This is a genomic window from Kitasatospora sp. NPDC058170, assembly GCF_042883905.1.
In the GTDB taxonomy this organism is placed as follows: domain Bacteria; phylum Actinomycetota; class Actinomycetes; order Streptomycetales; family Streptomycetaceae; genus Kitasatospora.
In genome coordinates this window covers 202398-221203 of sequence record NZ_JBHVUV010000008.1, presented here as the reverse complement: position 1 = coordinate 221203, position 18806 = coordinate 202398, and the positions used below count along the sequence as shown (strand labels likewise).

Annotated in this window: 21 protein-coding genes; 9 read left to right on the top strand and 12 right to left on the bottom strand. The window is 74.8% G+C overall.

Features of this window, described 5'->3' with window-relative positions; translation table 11 throughout:
* Positions 1 to 116: 116 nt before the first annotated feature.
* Positions 117 to 845, bottom strand: a complete 729-nt coding sequence (locus tag ACFVVX_RS11960) for an SDR family oxidoreductase (RefSeq protein WP_387944207.1) — start codon at positions 843 to 845, stop codon at positions 117 to 119.
* Between the two features lie 340 nt (positions 846 to 1185).
* Positions 1186 to 1821 (bottom strand): TetR/AcrR family transcriptional regulator, encoded by a 636-nt coding sequence (locus ACFVVX_RS11955; protein ID WP_387944205.1) that lies wholly within the window; start codon positions 1819 to 1821, stop codon positions 1186 to 1188.
* Between the two features lie 73 nt (positions 1822 to 1894).
* On the opposite strand from ACFVVX_RS11955, the gene ACFVVX_RS11950 reads away from it, so the two are divergent.
* Positions 1895 to 2800 carry an alpha/beta fold hydrolase gene (locus ACFVVX_RS11950; protein WP_387944203.1) on the top strand — a complete coding sequence of 302 codons (906 nt, stop codon included), beginning with the start codon at positions 1895 to 1897 and terminating at the stop codon, positions 2798 to 2800.
* A gap of 159 nt (positions 2801 to 2959) precedes the next feature.
* On the opposite strand, the gene gap is transcribed toward ACFVVX_RS11950, so the two are convergent.
* Positions 2960 to 3958, bottom strand: a complete 999-nt coding sequence (gene gap, locus ACFVVX_RS11945) for a type I glyceraldehyde-3-phosphate dehydrogenase (RefSeq protein WP_387944201.1) — start codon at positions 3956 to 3958, stop codon at positions 2960 to 2962.
* A 239-nt stretch (positions 3959 to 4197) separates the two neighbouring features.
* Positions 4198 to 5169, bottom strand: a complete 972-nt coding sequence (locus ACFVVX_RS11940; protein WP_387944199.1) for a GlxA family transcriptional regulator — start codon at positions 5167 to 5169, stop codon at positions 4198 to 4200.
* 134 nt (positions 5170 to 5303) lie between these two features.
* Between ACFVVX_RS11940 and ACFVVX_RS11935 the strand changes: the two genes are divergently transcribed.
* Positions 5304 to 5756 carry an SgcJ/EcaC family oxidoreductase gene (locus ACFVVX_RS11935; protein WP_387944197.1) on the top strand — a complete coding sequence of 151 codons (453 nt, stop codon included), beginning with the start codon at positions 5304 to 5306 and terminating at the stop codon, positions 5754 to 5756.
* Positions 5757 to 5848: 92 nt separating this feature from the next.
* On the opposite strand, the gene ACFVVX_RS11930 is transcribed toward ACFVVX_RS11935, so the two are convergent.
* On the bottom strand, positions 5849 to 6715 hold the full coding sequence (locus ACFVVX_RS11930) for a Scr1 family TA system antitoxin-like transcriptional regulator (protein ID WP_387944195.1): 867 nt from the start codon (positions 6713 to 6715) through the stop codon (positions 5849 to 5851).
* A gap of 121 nt (positions 6716 to 6836) precedes the next feature.
* Here ACFVVX_RS11930 and ACFVVX_RS11925 point away from each other — a divergent pair, with 121 nt between their 5' ends.
* From ACFVVX_RS11925 to ACFVVX_RS11915, 3 genes are all read left to right on the top strand, one after another.
* Positions 6837 to 7037, top strand: coding sequence for a hypothetical protein (locus ACFVVX_RS11925; protein WP_387944193.1), 201 nt, complete (start codon positions 6837 to 6839; stop codon positions 7035 to 7037).
* Positions 7031 to 7288 carry a hypothetical protein gene (locus ACFVVX_RS11920; protein ID WP_387944191.1) on the top strand — a complete coding sequence of 86 codons (258 nt, stop codon included), beginning with the start codon at positions 7031 to 7033 and terminating at the stop codon, positions 7286 to 7288. Before ACFVVX_RS11925 ends, ACFVVX_RS11920 begins: the two co-directional genes overlap by 7 nt.
* A gap of 222 nt (positions 7289 to 7510) precedes the next feature.
* Positions 7511 to 7867: a hypothetical protein gene (locus tag ACFVVX_RS11915; RefSeq protein ID WP_387944189.1), complete on the top strand. Its 357-nt coding sequence runs from the start codon at positions 7511 to 7513 to the stop codon at positions 7865 to 7867.
* Positions 7868 to 7997: 130 nt separating this feature from the next.
* Here the strand turns inward: ACFVVX_RS11915 and ACFVVX_RS11910 are convergent, their stop codons facing one another.
* Positions 7998 to 8492 carry a DUF1772 domain-containing protein gene (locus tag ACFVVX_RS11910; RefSeq protein WP_387944187.1) on the bottom strand — a complete coding sequence of 165 codons (495 nt, stop codon included), beginning with the start codon at positions 8490 to 8492 and terminating at the stop codon, positions 7998 to 8000.
* 139 nt (positions 8493 to 8631) lie between these two features.
* Here ACFVVX_RS11910 and ACFVVX_RS11905 point away from each other — a divergent pair, with 139 nt between their 5' ends.
* Complete coding sequence (locus tag ACFVVX_RS11905) at positions 8632 to 9639, top strand: AraC family transcriptional regulator (protein ID WP_387944185.1); 1008 nt, start codon at positions 8632 to 8634, stop codon at positions 9637 to 9639.
* Positions 9640 to 9806: 167 nt separating this feature from the next.
* On the opposite strand, the gene ACFVVX_RS11900 is transcribed toward ACFVVX_RS11905, so the two are convergent.
* The 6 genes from ACFVVX_RS11900 to ACFVVX_RS11875 all read right to left on the bottom strand — a co-directional run bounded on the left by ACFVVX_RS11900 (position 9807) and on the right by ACFVVX_RS11875 (position 16489).
* Positions 9807 to 10532: a 4'-phosphopantetheinyl transferase gene (locus ACFVVX_RS11900; protein ID WP_387944183.1), complete on the bottom strand. Its 726-nt coding sequence runs from the start codon at positions 10530 to 10532 to the stop codon at positions 9807 to 9809.
* A gap of 152 nt (positions 10533 to 10684) precedes the next feature.
* Complete coding sequence (locus ACFVVX_RS11895) at positions 10685 to 11650, bottom strand: alpha/beta fold hydrolase (RefSeq protein WP_387944181.1); 966 nt, start codon at positions 11648 to 11650, stop codon at positions 10685 to 10687.
* Positions 11647 to 12141, bottom strand: a complete 495-nt coding sequence (locus ACFVVX_RS11890) for an SRPBCC family protein (protein ID WP_387944179.1) — start codon at positions 12139 to 12141, stop codon at positions 11647 to 11649. The genes ACFVVX_RS11895 and ACFVVX_RS11890 overlap by 4 nt, the downstream gene beginning before the upstream one ends.
* 141 nt (positions 12142 to 12282) lie before the next feature.
* Complete coding sequence (locus tag ACFVVX_RS11885; protein WP_387944177.1) at positions 12283 to 13773, bottom strand: FAD-binding protein; 1491 nt, start codon at positions 13771 to 13773, stop codon at positions 12283 to 12285.
* Positions 13774 to 14036: 263 nt separating this feature from the next.
* Positions 14037 to 15587 (bottom strand): flavin-containing monooxygenase, encoded by a 1551-nt coding sequence (locus tag ACFVVX_RS11880; protein ID WP_387944175.1) that lies wholly within the window; start codon positions 15585 to 15587, stop codon positions 14037 to 14039.
* 14 nt (positions 15588 to 15601) lie between these two features.
* A complete protein-coding gene (locus tag ACFVVX_RS11875) occupies positions 15602 to 16489 on the bottom strand; it encodes a class I SAM-dependent methyltransferase (RefSeq protein ID WP_387944173.1) in 888 nt (295 codons plus the stop codon).
* A gap of 220 nt (positions 16490 to 16709) precedes the next feature.
* Between ACFVVX_RS11875 and ACFVVX_RS11870 the strand changes: the two genes are divergently transcribed.
* From ACFVVX_RS11870 to ACFVVX_RS11860, 3 genes are read left to right on the top strand one after another with little or no spacing between them, the layout of a single operon-like run.
* Positions 16710 to 16970 (top strand): hypothetical protein, encoded by a 261-nt coding sequence (locus tag ACFVVX_RS11870; RefSeq protein ID WP_387944172.1) that lies wholly within the window; start codon positions 16710 to 16712, stop codon positions 16968 to 16970.
* Positions 16971 to 16982: 12 nt separating this feature from the next.
* Entirely contained in the window at positions 16983 to 17966 is a 984-nt protein-coding gene (locus ACFVVX_RS11865) for a 3-oxoacyl-ACP synthase III family protein (protein WP_387944171.1), read from the top strand.
* Complete coding sequence (locus ACFVVX_RS11860) at positions 17963 to 18715, top strand: SDR family oxidoreductase (protein ID WP_387944169.1); 753 nt, start codon at positions 17963 to 17965, stop codon at positions 18713 to 18715. Before ACFVVX_RS11865 ends, ACFVVX_RS11860 begins: the two co-directional genes overlap by 4 nt.
* Positions 18716 to 18806 lie beyond the last annotated feature (91 nt).

The following is an 18806-nucleotide window of genomic DNA, read 5'->3' as shown; positions in this document are numbered from 1 at the left end:
CTCCCGGGGGCTCGCCCGGGCCGGCGGGCAGGCAGGCAGGCAGACGGGCAGGCAGGCAGGCAGGCAGGCGGGGGCGTGGGTGTCGCTGCCGGTCGCGGGCGGGGCCGGGCCGGTGGCTACAGCTGCTCGAAGTGGAAGGAGCGGATGAAGCAGTCGCGCGGTTGGCCGATCGCGAAGAGGACGCAGTCGAGCACGGACCGGGCGCTGAGCGCGTCGTCCGCGGTTCGGGGGGCGTGTTCCCAGGCGGGGTGGAGCGGGTCGCCGTCGGTGAAGTCCGGCGGGTGGAGGGAGATGACCCGGATGCCCTCGGGGCGCAGCCGGTGGGAGAGGACGTCCGCGAAGCCGGCCTGGGCGGCTTTGGCCGCGTAGAACGCGGGGTGTGCCGCGGAGCGGTGGTTGCGGCCCTCGGCGGCGGAGGAGGCCAGGTTGACCACGTCCGCTGCCCGGGAGGCGCGCAGCAGGGGCAGGAAGTGCTTGACCGTCAGCAGGGTGCCGGTTGCGCCGGAGGCGATGGTGTCGGTGATCGCGTCGTCCTCGGCGTCCCACGGGTCGGGGCCCTGCAGGTGGCGGGCGCCGTTGTTGATCAGGACGTCGACTCGGCCGGTGCGGGCGGCGACCTGGTGGGCGAAGGCCCGTACGGTGGCGGGGGCGGCCAGGTCGCAGGCGAACGCGTCGACTTCGCCGCCGCTGTCGGCCGCCACTTCGCTAGCCACGCGCCGGGCTGCGGCCGCGGTGCGGGCGCAGAGGAACGTCCGCGCGCCCAGGCGGCCCGCCTCCAGGGCGAGGGCCCGTCCGAAGCCGCGCCCGGCCCCGGTGGCCACCACCGTCTTCCCGGTGGGATCCATACCCGCCCCTGCCCCTGCCCCTGCCTGTGCCTTGTGCCGACCGCCGTGAGCCTGGCGGTGGCGCCGGATCCTCCCGCACGCCCCCTCGGCCGGGGGGCTGTGCGGGGTTCAGCCCGGCTGCGCGGCGGCCTGCTCCTCGGCGGCCTGTTCCTCGGCGGCTTCGCGGACCATCTCCTCGTACCGGGCCCCGGCCTCCTCGCGGGTGTCGGGCTCCTCGGCGTAGCGGGTGCAGGGGCCGCTCCGGGCGGCGCCGTGGCCGCCCGCGCCGGCGGCGCACCGCGCCGGACGGCCGCACCCGGCCGGGAGCAGCGGGCCGGGGCGGTCGGGGCGGCGGGGGCGGTCACGGCCCGGCGGCGGCCGGTCCCCGGGCCGGGCCGGGGGGGAAGAGCCGGGCGAGGTGGTAGTGCAGGACGGCGGTGGCGTCGTCGGCGGTGCGCTGGCCGAGCAGGACGCTCAGGCCCAGGCCGGCGGACAGGGCCAGCAGGACGACGGCCTCCTGGCCGGGGTCCAGGCGCGGATCGGTGTCCCCGGCCTCGCGGGCGGCGGCCAGGCGCCCGGCCAGGAACTGCTCCATCTCCCCGGGCGCGGCGAGGAACGCCTGCCCGCCGAGGGCGGGATCGGTGACGGAGAGCACCGCGTACTCGGTGTAGACGAGGTGGAAGGTGCGGCTCTCCTCGTCGGTGGGGACGGCCTCGACCAGCACCGCCTCGATGACCTCCCGCGCGCCCGGCGCGGGCCCGGCCAGCCCCACCCGCGCGCGCACCCGCTCGCCCATGCGCTGCGCCAGGCGCTCGAGCGCGGCGAGCAGCAGCTGCTCCTTGGTGTCGAAGTAGTACTGCACGAGCCGCACCGAGACGCCCGCCTCGAGTGCGACGGAGCGCATCGTGACGGCGTGCAGCCCGGTGTCCGCCGCCGTGCGCAGCAGGGCGTCGATGATGTGGGCCCGCCGCTGCCCGTGGTCCGCCAGTTTCGGCATCGGGTTCCCTCCGAACAGTTTTATGGTACAAACATACCATCAAATGCTGCTGCTCCACGCACCGGGAGGGACCATGACCAGGACGGGTGTCGGACGCTTCGTCAGCGAGGAAGCCCGCACGAGATACCTGCGGGCCTACGACCGCGCCATGCGGCTGTGGCCCGGCCCGCGCGAGGAACTGGACGTCGGGACCGCCTACGGCACCGTCCGCGTCCACCGCACCGGCGCCCCGGCCGGCGAGCCGATCGTGCTCCTGCACGGCCACGCCGGACACGCCTCCAACTGGCACCCCCAGATCGCCGCCCTGGGCGAGCGGCACCCCCTCTACGCGATCGACACCCTCGACGACCCCGGCCGCAGCGTGCAGCGCGCCGCCGCACCCGGCGGCAGGGAGAACGCCGCCTGGCTCGGCGAGGTCCTCGCCGCCCTCGCCCTGGAGCGCGTCCACCTCGTCGGCCTCTCCTACGGCGGATGGCTGGCCCTCAACCAGGCCGTCCACGCCCCCGAACGCCTCGCCTCGATCGCCCCCCTGGACCCCGGCGGCATCGAGAAGGTCCCCGCCCGCTTCTACGCCCACATGGCCGCCGGCCTGCCCGCCATGCTCGCCCCGCGCCCGCTGCGCCCGGCCCTGGGGCGCCTGCTGGCCAACCCCGCCCTCGGCGCGCCGCCCGAGATGACCGCCCCGCTGATGCTGGGCATGCGCACCTACAAACCGGCCACCCGCCCGCCGGCCCCGGTGTTCACCGACGCGCAGCTGCGCTCGGTGCGCCTGCCCGCCCTGGTCCTGATCGGACGCCGCAGCGCCCTGCTGCGGCCCCGCCGGGCGCTGGAGCGGGTCACCGCGCTGATCCCGGGCGTCCAGGCCGAGATCGTCGCACGGGCCGGGCACGGCCTGAACCTGGAGCGCCCCGGGTTCGTCAACGAGCGCCTCCTGCGGTTCGTCGCCGCGGTGCAGGCCGGGGCCGCCGTCGGCGAGTGACACCGCCCCGCCCCGCCCCGCCCGGCACCGGCGCTGCCCCGCACCGGCCCCCATGCCGCCGCCCTGCACCGGCCCCACACGGCGCCGGCGGCGCCCACGGTGCGCCCCCGCACGGCGCCGGCGGCCGCGGCGGGACGGGGGCGGGGTGGTGGCGGGGGGTCAGTTGGCGGCGAGGAGGTGGAGGGTGTCGACGACGCGGTTGGAGAAGCCCCACTCGTTGTCGTACCAGGCGACGACCTTGATGCGGCGGCCGTCGACGCGGGTGAGGGCGGAGTCGAAGATGGAGGAGGCGGGGTTGCCGGTGATGTCGGAGGACACGAGCGGGTCCTCGGAGTACTCCAGGATCCCGGCGAGCGCTCCGGCGGCGGCGTCGCGGTAGGCGGCGAGGACCTGCTCGCGGGTGACGTCGCGGGTGACGGTGGTGTTGAGCTCGACGATGGAGCCGACGGGCACGGGCACGCGGATGGAGTCGCCGGAGAGCCGGCCGTCGAGGTTCGGCAGGACCAGGCCGATGGCCTTGGCGGCGCCGGTGGTGGTGGGCACGATGTTGACGGCCGCGGCGCGGGCGCGCCGGGGGTCGCGGTGCGGGCCGTCCTGGAGGTTCTGCTCCTGGGTGTAGGCGTGGACGGTGGTCATGAAGCCGTGCTCGATGCCGGCGAGGTCGTCGAGGACGGCGGCCAGCGGCGCGAGGGCGTTGGTGGTGCAGGAGGCGTTGGAGACGATGGTGTGCGCGCCCGGGTCGTAGGCATCGGTGTTGACGCCGTAGGCGAGGGTGACGTCGGCGCCGTCGGCCGGCGCGCTGACGAGGACCTTGCGGGCGCCGGCCGTGAGGTGGGCGCCGGCGCCGTCGGCGGAGGTGAAGCGGCCGGTCGCCTCGAGGACGATGTCGACGCCGAGTTCGGCCCAGGGCAGCTTGGCGGGCTCGCGCTCGGCGAGCACGGCGATGCGCCGGCCGTCGACGACCAGCGCGTCGCCCTCGGCGTGCACCGGGCGCCCGAGCCGTCCGGCCGTCGTGTCGTAGGCGAGCAGGCGGGCCAGCGCGACGGGCTCGGTGAGGTCGTTGACGGCGACCACCTCCAGGGCGCTGTCGCGCTCCAGCAGCGCGCGCAGCACGTTGCGTCCGATGCGGCCGAATCCGTTGATGGCGATGCGGGTCATGGGGGCGGGTCCTTTCCGGTCCTTGCGGGTTCGCCACCAGGCTCGCGCACCGCCCGCGGCGCTGACAGCGCCCAGATCGCCACGCTCCGAAAGGATCGTGCCAACGCAGCCGCCGCCGCAGCCGCCGCCGCAGCCGCCGCCGCCGACGCAGCCGCAGCCGCAGCCGTCGGCGGCGGGCGGCGGGCGGCGGGCGGCGGGCCGGGGGAGTGGCGGCGGGCCCGGGCCGGGGCGGGGCGGGGTTATTCGCCGCGGGCGAAGGTGTGCCGGTACTCGGTGGGGGTGGTGCCCAGCACGCGCTGGAAGTGCTGGCGCAGGTTCGCGCCGGTGCCCAGGCCGGTGTCGGCGGCGATCTGCTCGACGGCCAGCTGGGAGCGCTCCAGCAGTTCGCGGGCGGCGTCGACGCGGGCGCGCATGACCCACTGCATCGGCGTGTACCCGGTGTCCTCGGCGAAGCGCCGCGAGAAGGTGCGCGGGGAGACCGCCGCGTGGCGGGCGAGGACCTGGAGGGTGAGGGGCTCGCCCAGGCGCCCCAGCGCCCACTGGCGGGTGGCGGCGAACCGCTCGCCGAGCGGCTCGGGCACGCTGCGCGGCACGTACTGGGCCTGGCCGCCGCTGCGGTAGGGGGCGGCGACCAGGCGCCGGGCGGCGTGGTTGGAGGCGGCCACCCCGAGGTCGCCGCGCAGGATGTGCAGGCACAGGTCGATGCCCGAGGCGGCGCCGGCTGAGGTCAGCACGCCGCCCTCGTCGACGAACAGCACGTTCTCGTCGACCCGCACGAGCGGGTGCCCGGCGGCCAGCGCCCGCGTGTAGTGCCAGTGCGTGGTGGCGCGCCGCCCGTCGAGCAGGCCGGTGGCGGCCAGCGCGAACGCGCCGGTGGAGATCGCGGCCAGCCGCGCACCGCGCTCGCGGGCGGCGACCAGCGCGTCCAGGACCTCGCGCGGCGGGTCCTCGCGGTCGGGGTGGCGGTAGCCGGGGACGAACACGATGTCCGCCCACGCCAGCGCCTCCAGGCCGTGCGCGACCGCGTAGGACAGGCCGTCGCCGCCGGCCACCAGGCCCCGGGCCGCGCCGCACACCCGCACCTCGTAGGGCATGCTCGCGCGGGTCGTGAACACCTGCGCGGGGATGCCCACGTCCAGGGGCTTGGCGCCCTCCAGGACCAGGACGGCCACCCGGTGCAGGCGCGCGGGCGCGGACGCGGACGCGGACACGGGCGGGGGAGGGGAGGGGGAGGGCGGCGGTGCTGGCACGGGCACGAGGGTACGCGGGCCCGCCCGCGGTCCGGCGGAGCACACCCCCCGGCCGGCTTGACCTCAAGCGGGCTTCAACTGCGAGGGTGGTCGCCATGAACCCGCACACCGACCAGCACACCGACCTGAACCCCGATCAGCACACCGGCCGGCACCCCGCGTCCCGCGCGGCGGACATCGAGGCGATCACCCGCCTGGTCGCCGCCGTCGAGCACTCCCAGCAGGCCAAGGACCCCGAGGCGTTCCTCGCCCTGTTCCACCCGGAGGCGATCTGGACGACCGCCCACGGGAAGGTCCTGCTCGGCCTGAAGGAGATCGCCGACTTCACCCGCCGGGTCCTGCCCGCGGCGAACTGGGACGGCAGGGTCTCCTACGAGGTGGCCCACGTGCTGTTCATCCGCCCCGACGTCGCGGCGGTCAAGGTCCGCCAGCGCTACCTGGCCCCGGGCCAGGAGAGCGAGGGCGCCCCGCTGTACGTCCTCTCCCGCCAGGGCGACGACCGCTGGCTGCTGACCGCCTGCCAGAACACCGCCGTCGCCGCCGACTGAACCCCCGGGCACGCGGCGACCGAAGGGCCCCGCGATAGCCGCCGGCGCCGCCGGCCCGGGCACGAGGGTGCGCGGGCCGGCGGGGCAGGGCGTCAGGTCCCGGCCGGGCAGGCAGGCGCAGGCGGGGCGCCGTTGTGAAGTTCCCTTCGCGCGGCGCGGATGATCGCCAGTGAATCGGCCACCGAGGGGGCGTCGACCTGGAGCCGGTCGAAGTCGCGGCTCCAGGAGTCCAGGACGTCCGGATCCCGTTCCAGGTAGCCGCGTCGGACCGTTTCGGCGTACCCGATCCGGGCCCGTCCGGGGAGGTTCAGCAAGGTCACCGGCGTGTGGAAGGTGCGCCGGGCGCCGAGTGAGAAGGGGAGCACCTGAAGGACGACGTGGGGCAGCGCGGCGAGGGCCTCCAGGTGCGCGAGCTGCCCGGCCAGGACCTCGGGGCCGTCCGGGCTCCACCTGATCGACGCCTCGTCGAGGATCGCGTGGACCAGGGGCGCGGGTCTGCGCCGCAGGACCCTCTGGCGCGACAGGCGCAGCGCGAGCCGTTCGTCCGCCTGCTTCTGCGTGACGCTTCCGCGCGCGACCCAGCCGGCCGCCTCGGCCGCCGCGTAGCCGGGCGCCTGCAGGAGCCCCGGCACGATGCCGATCTCGAAGACCCGGATCCGGGTCGCGCGGGCCTCGTGGTCGACGTAGTCCGGGAACCCCGCGAGCAGGGCCGAGCGGTGCAGGGCCAGCAGCATGAGCTGGAGGGTTCCGCCTGTCTCCAGGACATCGTCGGCCTTCTCGGCGAACGCCCGGTCCGCGGTGCGCTCCGCCCGCTCGATGTAGGAGGTCAACGTGGCCGAGTAGCCGACGAGCGCACCCAGCCCCGCCTGGGTGAGGCCTTTGGCCTCGCGCGACCTCCGCAGCTGGACCCCGAGCGCCGCCGCCGGCGACGACGCCGGGTCGAGTTCCTTCTTGTTCAACGGGCCCCCAACTTCACAACCCGGTCCTGTGATTGTCCCGTTCAGATGCTTCCGCGGACGAGGCCCGTCCGCAACCATCTTCCCCACAGAGAGTGAAAGATCCGATGCGGAGGGTTCCGTTATGTCTGCCCGAGTGCCGACCCCCAAACTCCACGGCTACGGCGTGCGGTGGGACCCCGGCGCCCGCCTGTACCGGGTGCGCAACGAGAGGACGGGGCAGTGGCTGCACGAGAGCTGTGGGGCCCTCGCGGGGTTCTCCACCTACGGCGCCGCCGACGCCGCCTGGCGCCGCTTCGAGCCGCGCCCCTCGGCGGCGTGCTGATGGAATCCCTCCTCGCCCGCACCGCCGCCGAGCGCCGCCGCCAGGCCGCCTGCGCCGCCGAGGACCTCCTCGCCGTCCTCGCGCTCGCCGGCGCCGCACTGCCCTGCGTCGGGGTCGACTGGCACCACGGGCGCCTGAGCGGCGACTACCTGATCGACCTCGGCCGCGCCCGCCCCGAACAGGTCCTGCGCATCACCGACCTCCTGCGCGAGGGACTGCGCCACGAACGCCACCACAGCGACCGGAACTGACCCCTCCCCGGCCGCCCCCGGCGCGAGCGCAACAGGCCGCCGTGCGCCCCGCGCGCCCCCTCGTGCCGCCGCGCAAGTCGCCCACACGCCGGGCGACTTGGACACCGGGCACCCGGCAGGCGCATCATGGCGGGCACCGCGCGCCGCACATCCCTCACCGGCGCCCGGGCGCCCCGGTGCCACCGGGCACCAGGGACCCCGAAGGGAAGGACGGCACCCACCGTGAGTCCCGCACTGCGACCCTTTCGCATCGAGGGAAAGGCGGTCCAGCTCGCCAAACACCTGGCGGACGCCGAGATCGCCGACCTCGTACGCTGCTCCTGCATCGGCAACGAGGTCGCCATCGACCTGTCCGACACCCACGTCCTGATCACCCTCGTCGACCTGGACGGCGCCCTGCGCCTGACCTTCCACATGACCCACGACGGCCCCGCCCGCGCCCGCTCCTGGAGCCGCCACCTGCCCCCCGGCGCCGGAGCCGGCGACATCGCCCACCGCATCGCCGCCGACCTGCACACCCTCGCCCGCGAACTCGCCCCGCTGCGCCGCAAACCCCCCGCACCCCCGGCGGCACGCTGAACACCCCGGCACCCCCCGGAAAACCGGAGGGCGGCGCCCCCGGCCCTGGGCGCGGCACGCGCCCAGGGCGCCGGGGGCGCCGGATCCCGCCGCCGGACGGCCAGTTGCCCGGCGGCCGGTTGCCCGGCGGTCAGTTGCCGCCGTGCAGCACCAGCGCCCAGCACAGGCACCCCAGCGCCGCCGTGCACAGCAGCGCCCGCGCCACGTTCCACCGCACCCACCGCGCCTCGAACCGCGCCCGCACCGCCGCCGGGTCCGCGATCCGGCCCGGCTGGCCCGCCGCCGCCAGCGCGTCGTTGAGCGGGATGTTCACCTTGCGCGTCACCGCCAGCGCGGCCACGTAGAACACCAGCGCCGCCACCACCGCCGGCAGCACGTCGCGCCCCGCCGCCGGCAGGTGCAGCGCCACCGCCGCCCCCGTCGACAGCAGCGCCCCCACGAACCCCAGCACGAACCAGCCGTTCAGGATCGCCACGTTGATGCGCTGCATCACCTCCACGAACGTCCGGTCGTCCACGCCCCGCAGGCCCGGCATCACCGAGCACGCGTAGGCGTAGAACAGGCCGGCCGTCAGGCCGGTGGTGATCGTGGCGGCCACGAGCGCGATCACACGCGACAGTTCCATCGTGGGCTTCCCTCCGGTGAGTTGCGCAACACATACCCTGCGATCATCCAACGGATCGCGGCCGGGACCCATCCCGACCACTCAAGACTCTCTCAAATGACGCGACGTCAATCCATGTTCCGGCGTCTAGACTTCGACCATGGACACTCTCACGGGCCTGCTGGACGGCCCCAAGGCGCGCGGAGCGTTCCTGCTCCGCTCGATCCTCAGCCCCCCGTGGTCCCTGCGGATCGAGGACCGCGCCCCCCTGTCCGTCGTCACCATGATCCGCGGCGACGCCTGGATCCTGCCCGAACGCGGCACCCCGCTGCTCCTGCGCCCCGGCGACGTGGCCATCGTGCGCGGCCCCGAGCCCTACACCGTCTCCGACGACCCCGACACCCCCGTCCAGGTCCTCATCGGACCCGGCCAGAGCTGCTCGCGCGACGGCACCGACGTCGCCGAGTCGATGGCGCTGGGCGTGCGCACCTGGGGCGACACCCGCCCCGACGACACCACCTCCTGCGTCATGCTCTCCGGCACCTACCAGGCCGAACACGAGATCGGCCAGCGCCTGCTGGCCTGCCTGCCCGCCCTGCTCGTGCGCCCCGCCGGCACCGGCGCCGACGACACCCTCGTCAAACTCCTCTCCGCCGAGATCGGCCGCAGCGAACCCGGCCAGGAACTCGTCCTGGACCGCATCCTGGACCTCCTGGTCGTCAGCGTCCTGCGCAGCTGGCTCGCCGCCCCCGACTCCGGCGCCCCCGCCTGGTACCGCGCCCAGCACGACCTCGTCGTCGGCCCCGCCCTGCGCCTGATCCACGACGACCCCGCCCGCCCGTGGACCGTCGCCGACCTCGCCCAGAAGGTCGGCGTCTCGCGCGCGGGCCTGGCCCGGCGCTTCACCGCCCTGGTCGGCGAGCCGCCGATGGCCTACCTCGCGGGCTGGCGCCTGGCGGTGGCCGCGGACCTGCTGCGCGAACCCGAGTGCACCGTCGCCTTCGCCGCCCGCAAGGTCGGCTACAGCAACGCCTTCGCCCTCAGCGCCGCCTTCAAACGGGTGCGCGGCATCAGCCCCCAGGAACACCGCCGCCTGGCCGCCGCCGGCGCCCCCGCCCAGCCCGCCCCCTTCAGCGGCCCCGCCGAGACCGTCGTCCTCGCCGGCTGACAACCCCCGAACCCCGGCCGGGCCGACCCGCCGTCACCCCCGGTCCGGGAGACCCGGAACGCGCAAACCCCGAACCCCCGGCCGCACACGGCGACCGGGGGCCCGGGACGGGGGCGAAGAGGCGAAAAGGGGGGGGGCAGTGGGCCCGGGCCGCAGGGGCGGCGCCCTCAGCAGGCCCACGCGACGGGCGCACCCGCACCGGGCGCACCCGCACCGGGCGCGCCCGCACGGGCCGCCGCGGGCGCGGCGGGTACGGCGGGTACGGCGACCGCGGCCAGCAGCAGGCCGCCGTCCGCCACCCAGCGCCCGCTGTAGTGCCAGGGCACCCCCGCGGGCGCCGCGCCCGCCCGCAGCACGGCGCTGAACGTCCCCGCCGTATCCAGGCGCACCTCGGCATCGCGCAGGCCCAGCCAGCGCCGCCCCAGCGGGTACCAGGCCTTGTACACGGCCTCCTTGGCGCAGAACAGCAGCCGGTCCCACGGCACCCCGCCCGCCGGCAGCGCCGCCAGGTGGCGCCGCTCCTCCTCGCCCGCGGCCAGCGACAGCACGCCGGCGGGCAGGGCCAGGGCCGGCTCGGCGTCGATGCCCAGCGACAGGAGCGCGCCGGTGCGCACCGCGGCCGCCGCCCGGTAGCCCTCGCAGTGGGTGATGCTGCCGGTGGTCCCGGCGGGCCACCGGGGGGCGCCGCCGGGACCGGGCAGCAGGGCCGCGCCGGGCTGGCCGAGCTGGGCCAGCGCGCGCCGCGCACACGTGCGGGCGGTGGCGAACTGGCGCCGCCGGCGCTCGCCGCGCCCGGCCATCAGGGCCTGCTCGGCGGCGAACAGCGGCGCCGGCGCGAGGTCGTCGAACGCCTCGGCCACCGCCACCGCCGCGGGCAGCACCCGCCCCAGCAAGACCCCGCGCCCGCCGCCGGCACCACCGTCACCGGCAACACCGGCAACACCGGCAGTACCGGCAACGCCGGTGCCACGGGGGCCGGCGAGGGCCGCCGCGGGCCCGCCGGCCGCGGCCGCGGGCCGGGCCACGGCGGTCGCGGCGGCGCCCATCAGCGCCCGGCCAGCTCGGCGATGACCGCGGCCAGCCGGTGCGGGGCCTCCAGCGGCAGCATGTGCCCGGCCGCGGGCAGCGACTCGAAGCGCCCGTGCGCCAGCGCCCCGGCCAGCGCCCGCCCGTCCTTGGGATCGACGACCTTGTCCGCCTCGCCGGCGATCACCACCGCCGGCACCGTCACCGCCGCCAGCGCCGCCCGCAGGTCCATCCCCCGGGTGGAGGCGAAGCACGCCGCCCGCACCCCGCGGTCGGTGGCCGCGAACAGCCGCCGGTTGGCCTCCTGCGCGCCGAGCGCGACCTTCGGGCCCAGCGTCTGCGCCAGCAGCCGCCGCCCCAGCCACGGCACCCCCAGGGCCCGCCCGAACAGCGCACTGCCCATCATCCGCACCTCACTGGCGGGGGTGTCCTGCCCGTGCGCCGCACTCGCGGCCAGCACCAGGGCGTGCAGCCGCCCGCCCGCCGCCCGCGGGTCCGCGGCGAACCAGCGCGCCGCCAGCGACAGCGCGGCGAACCCGCCGCCCGAGTGCCCGGCCACCACCACCGCCTCACCGGCCGGCACCAGGCGCTCGATGACCGCCTCCAGGTCCCGGCCCAGGCGCTCCACCCCGATCGGCTCGCCGCCCGGCGTGGAGGAGCCGTGCCCGCGCTGGTCGAAGGACACCACCCGGTGCCCGCCCGCGGCCAGCACCCGCGCCGCGCCCTCCCACACGGTGCGCCCCGCGGCCCACCCGTGCGCCAGGACCACCGTGCGCTCGCGCGCACCGCCCGCCGGGGCGTGCACGGTCACCACCAGCCGCGCCCCGTCATCGGTGCGCACCGTGGCGTCCGCCACCACCACAGCACCGGCCGCCACCCGGGCACCGGCCGTGCCCGAAGCGCCGACAGCGCCGACAGCGCCGGCAGCGCCGGCAGTGCCGTCGGCGGGGGCGCTCAGCACGCCCGCACCCGCGCCCGGGCTCACCGCGCACCCCCCGCACCCGCACCCGCACCCGCGAGCAGCGCGTCCAGGTGCGCGAAGGCGTTGCGGGTGGCCCGCGAGTGCTCCGCACCGATGTCGGCGACCTTCGCCAGCAGGCGCAGCCACCCCTGCGGAGCGGCCTGGAAGGCCATCGACAGCCGGGTGCGGGCCCCGCCGTCCACCGCGGTCAGCCGGAACTCGCTGCTGCCGCGGAACGCCCCCGCCACGTAGTCCGCCGCCAGCCGCCGCCCCGGCTCCACCGCCGTCGTGCGCGCGGTGAACCGCAGCTTCGGGCCGCCCTTGTCGACGCCCTTGGTGTGCACCGTCACCAGGGTGCTGCCGCCCTCGCGCTCCGGGCCCACCGCCCCCGGCTCGAACGTGTTGTGCGGCACCCACCAGTGCGCCGCACCGCCCAGCTCGGCGACCAGCGCCTCCCAGACCCGCTCCACCGGCGCGTCGATGATCGCCTCGTCGACGATGTCGTAGCTGTTCACGGAAACCTCCCAATGGGCGCAAGCCCAGGGCAGGGCGCGCACACCACGGCGCACGCCGACGAATCACGAAGAGAACGAGAAGAACCAAGGGAACGAAAGAGGCCGGGGGCGGGGCCGGGCCCCGCCCCCCGGGGCCGCCGCTCAGCCGAAGAACCCCTGACCGGGCGTCAGGATCCGCGACGGGTCCCACTTGCGCTTGGCCGCCACCAGGGCGTCCCACCGGGTGCCGAAGTGCCGCTGCCAGTCACCGCGCGTCATCCGCGGCACCGCGCCCACCAGGTACCGCTTGGCACCCAGCGCCACCGCCCGGTCGTACAGCCGCCGGTTGCGCTCCAGCATCGCCTGCGCGTCCGACCCCGGCGCCGGGAACGCCAGCAGGTCGAACAGCCACCCCACCGGCTCGTTCGGGATCACCGCGAACGGCCGCGTGAACTTCGCCGACGCGTACGGGTAGAACAGCAGGAACCCCGCCCCGATGTCACCGGGCGTCAGGTCCCGCACCACCTCGCGCATGAACGTGCCCACCGTGGAGGCCGGCAGGAACAGGCTCAGCCACGGCTTCGGCTCGTGCCAGTACCCGCCCTCCTTCAGCGCGTCCGCGAACCCGTCCACCCGGAACGTGTACTCCCGGTAGGACTGGTCCACCGCCGTGGTGTCCGCCGCCACCGGCGACAGCCCCTGCAGCAGCACCGAGCGGTCCGGCACCGCGGAGCCGCTGTAGTACGCCACCGCCTCGATCTTGTACCGCCACGCGGTGTCGGAACCGTTGCGCAGCACCTCCCCGACCTGCGAGCCGAACCGCCCGTCCGCCAGCAGCCGCTCCTGGTCGGCCAGATACACCGACAGGTCGTCGTAGAACAGGTTGAACACCACCGCCCGCTCCGGCGCCGGCACGATCTTCACCGTCGCCCGCACGATGATGCCCACCTGGCCGCCGCCCGCCAGCGCCGCCTGGAACAGGTCCCGGTTGCGCGTCGCGGAGGCCGTCACCAGCTGCCCGGTCCCGGTCACGATGTCGATCGACTCCACCGTGTCCGCCTGCAGGCCGTACTTCTGCACCGTCCCGCCGATCCCGCCGATGCTGATCGTCCCGCCCACCGACAGGTGCAGGTAGTCCGTCAGGCACGGCGGGGTCCTGCCCTGCGCCAGCGCCGCCTCCGTCAGCTGCGCCCACGTCACCCCCGGCTCCACCACCGCGCTGCTCGCGCCGATGGAGACGATCCGGTTCAGCGAGCGGGCGTCGATGGAGATCCCGCCGGGCGCGGTGGCCTGCCCGTAGCTGGAGTGCGACTCCAGGTCCTCGCCGGTGCCGCTGCGCCCGTTCATGGCGACCTTGAGGCCGTTGCAGCGGGCGTAGTTGACGATCTTGACGATGTCCTGGACGGATCCGGGGCGCAGGACGGCGCGGGGGGCCGCGCTGACCAGGTGGCCGAAGTCGCCGGAGTAGCCGGCGAGGGTGGCGGGGGCCGTGACCAGGGTCCCGTCCAGGGCGGGTACGGCGGAGACGGTGGCGGCGTTCAGGGTGGTGGTGTCGGCGGTGGTGGCCCAGGAACGGGTGGCGGTGTTCCAGCCCACCACGGCCGCGGCCATGCCGGTGATCAGGCCGCGCCGCGACAGTGCTGCCTTGCTCATCTCAGATTCTCCCGATCGTCGTGTCAGCGGGTGGGTGTGCGCGCTGTCGGTTGCTCGGACGGCGGTGGTGCCAGGGCGTGGTGCGTCGTGCTGCGGTGCTGCCGTGCTGCGGTGCCGTGCTGCCGTACTGCTCGGTGCCGTGGTGCCGTGCTGCCTCGTGCCGCGGCGCGGTGCTGCGTGCCGTGGTGCGGTGCTGCGCCGTGGTGCGGTGCTGCGCCGTGGTGCTGTGGTGCTGTGGTGCCTCGTGCCGCGCTGTGGTGTGGTCAGGCGGCGGTGCGGGCGCCGGTGAGCCTGTCGGCGCCGGTGAGGGTGGCGACCTGGTAGGACTCCAGGTCGAAGCGGCGCGTCTGGCGGCGGAAGCGCCAGGTGTAGGTGGGCCAGATGGAGCTGTTGCGCCCGCCGGCGTCGATGTACCAGCTCTTGCAGTCGCCGGCGTTCCACACGGTGCCGTCGAGTTTGGCGGCGAGGGCGGTGTTGTAGTCCTGCTGGGCCTGGGGGCGGACCTCGACGCTGGCCAGTTGGCGCTTGTCCATGGCCTTGAGGGCGTCCATGACGTAGGCGATCTGGGCCTCGATCATGACGACCTGGGAGGAGTGTCCGAGGGTGGTGTTGGGGCCGAGCAGCATGAACAGGTTGGGGAAGCCGGCGACGGTGGTGCCGCGGTGGGCGGACATGCCGTCCTTCCAGGTGTCGCGCAGCGAGATGCCGCCGCGTCCGTGGATGCGCCGGGCCACCGGGCGGTCGGTGGCGTGGAAGCCGGTGCCCAGGATGATGGTGTCGACCTCGCGGCTGGTGCCGTCGGCGCTGGTGACCGAGGTGGGGCCGATGGCGGTGATGGCGTCGGAGACGATGTCGACGTTGGGCTGCTGGATGGCCGGGTACCAGGTGTTGGAGAACAGCAGGCGCTTGCAGCCGAGGATGAAGTCGGGGGTCAGGCGCCGGCGCAGGTCGGTGTCGGCGACGGACTTCCTGAGGTGGTCGCTGGCCATCTTCTGCATCTTGGTGGCGAGCGCGGGGCGGGACATGACGAAGGCGAGGATCTCGCGGCCGTGCATGTTGAAGCTGCGCCGGAAGTGCTGGTAGCCGGGCAGGTGGCGCAGCATCCAGCGCTGGCGGGTGCTGGTGGGCTTGTCGTTCTTGGGGCCCACCCAGGGCGGGGTGCGCTGGTAGAGGTCCAGGCGTCCGACCTGGGGCTGGATCTTGGGGACGAACTGGATGGCGGAGGCGCCGGTGCCGATGACGGCGACGTTGCGTCCGGTGAGGTCGTGTCCGTGGTCCCAGCGCGCGGAGTGGAAGACCGTGCCCTGGAAGGTGTCCAGGCCCGGCAGGTTCGGCACGGACGGCTCGGAGAGGTAGCCGGTGCCGGTGACCAGGACCTGGGCGGTGTAGTGGCCCTGGGAGGTCTCGATGTGCCAGCGGCGCAGGTCCTCGTCCCAGCGGGCGGCGAGCAGTTCGTGGCCCAGGCGCAGGTAGGGGCGCACGCCGAAGCGCTCGGCGGTGTCCTTGAGGTAGGCGAACAGCTCGCCCTGGCCGCCGAAGGTGCTGTTCCACTCGGGGTTGCGGGCGAAGGAGAAGGAGTACAGGTGGGACATGACGTCGCAGGCGCAGCCGGGGTAGGTGTTGTCGCGCCAGGTGCCGCCGACCTCGTCGGCGCGTTCGAAGACCAGGAAGTCGTCGATGCCCTGCTGCAGGAGGCGCACGGCGGTGCCCAGGCCGGAGAAGCCGGAGCCGATGACGGCGACCCGCAGGTCGCGCACCGGGCGCCCGCCCCCCTCGGGGCGGGCGGTGGCGGGGGGTTCGGTGGTGGTGGTCATGGTGCGCGCTCCCCTCAGGCCCGCCGGGTCAGGGTGACGCGGAAGTTGTTGAAGATGTGGTCCTCGAGGGTGTAGGCGAAGATGTCGAGGTAGCGCTCGAAGCGGGCGACGGTCTCCTCGCTCTCCAGGGCCACGGCCTCCTCGCGGCGGGCGGCGAGCAGCTCCAGCCAGGCGCGGCAGGCGCGGGCGAAGGACTCCGGCTCGTTGCGGATCTCGGTGACCTCGAAGAGGCCGTCGAGGCCGGCGGCGAGCTCGGGCAGGCGCGGGATGTGGCAGCCCTCGAACTCCTCGCGCTGCAGGAACTTCAGGTCGTCCAGGAGCTGGCGGCGCAGCGGCGGGTTCTCCACCGTCATGGTGTGCAGGACGAAGCGGGCGCCGGGCTTGAGCAGGGAGTGGACCTGCTTGAAGAAGACGCGGTAGCGCTGGGTGCGCTCCTTGGGGGTGAGGCTGGACAGGACGAAGTGCTCCAGGGCGTTGATGCAGAACGCGGCGTCGTAGGGCTCGCCGTCGGCCTTGTGGTCCTCCCAGCTCTCGACCTTCGCCTCGATGGCGGGGTTGTTGATGGCGGCGACGAAGTCGGCCTGGGTGCGCGAGAGGGTGACGCCGACGGCCTGCTGGACGCCGTGGACGGTGGTGAGGCGGTTGAGCATGGTGCCCCAGCCGCAGCCGATGTCCAGGACCTTGGCGGCCCCGGCGGCGCCGGCGAGGTCGACGAAGGCGTCGAGCTTGCGCTCCTGGGCCTCGTCGAGGGTGGCGACGAGGTCCTCGCCGTCCTCCCAGTAGCCGCCGGAGTACATCATGGTGGGGCCCAGGATGAGGCGGTAGAGCTCGTTGCCGACCTCGTAGTGGTGGCGGATCGCCTCGACGTCCGGGTTGATGGACCTGGCCTCGACGGTGGTCATGCGGGGCTCCTTCTGGTGGTGGCGGGGCGCGCAGGGGTGGGATTCGGGTTTGAGGAAAGCGCGCGCCTCGCAAGGCGGGCGCAAGGTGAACGCCGCCGCCCTGCTTGCTCTTTGGTTGCGCCGGGGCGGGTTCCATGCGTGGCAAGGCCCGGGGCGAAGAGTTGGCCCGGCGGCATCGACGCAGGCATGGTTGCCGGCGCTGACGGAAGGAATCACGCTCATGTCCGACATCCCCACCATCGAGGACCTGGCCGGCCAGCTGCAGGCGGTCTCCGGCGCACAGGAGATCGACGCGGACGCCGCGCTGCAGCACATCGCGGACGTCGACTCGCTGGACCTGATGGAGTGGCTCTACGGCTTCCAGAACCAGTACCCGCACATCCCGGCGGACGAGTCGCTGTTCGCGGACATCGACGACACCACCACCCTGCGCGTCGTCCACGAGCGGATCCTGGCGCTCGTGCCGCAGCAGAGCGCCTAGGAGGGCGCCCGGATGAGCGGCTTCGACATCACCGGGTGGGGGATCTCCGTGCCCGAGCGCGTGGTCACCAGCGCGCAGCTCGCCAAGCGCTTCGGCGTGGACGAGCACTGGATCGTCTCCCGGTGCGGTATCCGTGAGCGCCGGGCGGTCGGGCCCGGCCAGACGACCGCCTCGATGGCCGTCGAGGCCGGGCGCCGGGCGCTGGAGCGGGCGGGGCTGACGGGGGCGGACATCGCGCACCTGATCGTGGCCACCGCCACCCCCGAGCAGCCCTCGCCGGCGACGTCGGCGTTCGTCCACGAGGCCCTGGGCATCGCGGGCAGCGCGCACGACGTCAACTCCGAGTGCGCCGGGTTCGTGTACGGGCTGGTGACGGCGGCGGGTCTGATGCACCTGGACCCGCGCCCGATCCTGCTGATCGGCTCCGACACGCACACGCTGACCGCCAACCCCGCCGACCGGGACCTGTCGATCCTGGTCGGCGACGGGGCGGGCGCCGTCGTCCTGCAGCCGGGCCCGGAGAACCGGATGCTGGCGTGGAACCTGGGCGCCGACGGCACCTGCAAGGACAGCCTCAAGGTGCCGGCCGGCGGCAGCCGGATGCCCACCACCGAGGAGACGGTCCGGCGCGGCCTGCACTACGCGAAGATCAACGGCAACGAGATCTACCTCAACGCGGTGCGCTACACGGTGCGCACGGTGCGCGAGACGCTGGAGTCGGCGAAGCTGGCCCCGGCGGACGTGGACCACATCGTGCCGCACCAGGCGAACATCCGGATCATCAACTCGGTGCTGAACCACACCGGGATCCCCGCCGACCGGCTGGTCACCAACCTGGAGAAGTACGGCAACACCGCCTCCGGGTCGATACCCATCGCCCTGTCGGAGGCGCTGGACGCCGGACGCATCCGGGCCGGCCAGCACGTGCTGCTCGCCGGGTTCGGGGCGGGGATGACGTGGGGCTCGGTACTGCTGAAGTGGGGAGGGGCGCGATGAGCGCGAAGGCGCAGGGCGTGCGGCCCGAACAGCCGGTGGCGCTGGTCACCGGCGCCTCCGGGGGACTGGGCCAGGCGCTGGCGGTGGAACTGGACGCGCTGGGCTGCCGGGTGGCGGTGCACTACAACAGCTCCCGCGCCCAGGCGGAGGCGGTGGCGGACAAGCTCGTCAACGACTGCGTCGTCGTCACCGGCGACGTCGGCGACTGGGCGCAGGTGAGCGCCCTGTACGCGCAGATCGGCGAGCGGCTGGGCCCGGTGGACGTGCTGGTCAACAACGGCGCGATCCGCAAGGACTCGCTGATGGCGATGCAGAACCCCGAGCAGTGGCGCAGCGTCATCGACACCAACCTCGTCGGGGCGTTCCACACCGCCCGGGCGTGCGTGCCGGCGATGCTGCGCTCGCGCTGGGGGCGGATCGTCAACATCGTCTCCCCGTCCGGTCTGATCGCCACCGCCGGGCAGACCGCCTACTCCGCCTCCAAGGCCGGGCTGATCGGCCTGACCCGCACCCTGGCGGCGGAGTGCGGGCGGCGGGGGGTGACCGTCAACGCCCTCTCACCGGGCTTCATGATCACCCCGATGACGGACACCCTGCCCGCCCACGTCATCGAGTCGATGCGCGACAAGGCCCCCGTGCCGCGCTTCGTCACCCCCGAGGAGGTGGCCCGCGCGATCGGCCTCTTCCTCGACCAGGACTGTATGACCGGCCAGGTCCTGAGCATCGACAGCGGGGTGTCGATCACCTGAAGCACCCCTCCCGGCGCCCGCGCCTGACGGACCGCCACTTCCGGGGCCGTCGCCCGTAGGACCGTCACCTCCCCCCGGGCGGGGGCCGGGC

Bases quoted from the DNA above. Each gene is read 5' to 3' on its own strand.
- ACFVVX_RS11960 (WP_387944207.1), bottom strand. From the start codon at position 845: ATGGATCCCACCGGGAAGACGGTGGTGGCCACCGGGGCCGGGCGCGGC.
- ACFVVX_RS11955 (WP_387944205.1), bottom strand. From the start codon at position 1,821: ATGCCGAAACTGGCGGACCACGGGCAGCGGCGGGCCCACATCATCGAC.
- ACFVVX_RS11950 (WP_387944203.1), top strand. From the start codon at position 1,895: ATGACCAGGACGGGTGTCGGACGCTTCGTCAGCGAGGAAGCCCGCACG.
- gap (WP_387944201.1), bottom strand. From the start codon at position 3,958: ATGACCCGCATCGCCATCAACGGATTCGGCCGCATCGGACGCAACGTG.
- ACFVVX_RS11935 (WP_387944197.1), top strand. From the start codon at position 5,304: ATGAACCCGCACACCGACCAGCACACCGACCTGAACCCCGATCAGCAC.
- ACFVVX_RS11925 (WP_387944193.1), top strand. From the start codon at position 6,837: ATGTCTGCCCGAGTGCCGACCCCCAAACTCCACGGCTACGGCGTGCGG.
- ACFVVX_RS11910 (WP_387944187.1), bottom strand. From the start codon at position 8,492: ATGGAACTGTCGCGTGTGATCGCGCTCGTGGCCGCCACGATCACCACC.
- ACFVVX_RS11905 (WP_387944185.1), top strand. From the start codon at position 8,632: ATGGACACTCTCACGGGCCTGCTGGACGGCCCCAAGGCGCGCGGAGCG.
- ACFVVX_RS11885 (WP_387944177.1), bottom strand. From the start codon at position 13,773: ATGAGCAAGGCAGCACTGTCGCGGCGCGGCCTGATCACCGGCATGGCC.
- ACFVVX_RS11880 (WP_387944175.1), bottom strand. From the start codon at position 15,587: ATGACCACCACCACCGAACCCCCCGCCACCGCCCGCCCCGAGGGGGGC.
- ACFVVX_RS11875 (WP_387944173.1), bottom strand. From the start codon at position 16,489: ATGACCACCGTCGAGGCCAGGTCCATCAACCCGGACGTCGAGGCGATC.
- ACFVVX_RS11870 (WP_387944172.1), top strand. From the start codon at position 16,710: ATGTCCGACATCCCCACCATCGAGGACCTGGCCGGCCAGCTGCAGGCG.
- ACFVVX_RS11865 (WP_387944171.1), top strand. From the start codon at position 16,983: ATGAGCGGCTTCGACATCACCGGGTGGGGGATCTCCGTGCCCGAGCGC.
- ACFVVX_RS11860 (WP_387944169.1), top strand. From the start codon at position 17,963: ATGAGCGCGAAGGCGCAGGGCGTGCGGCCCGAACAGCCGGTGGCGCTG.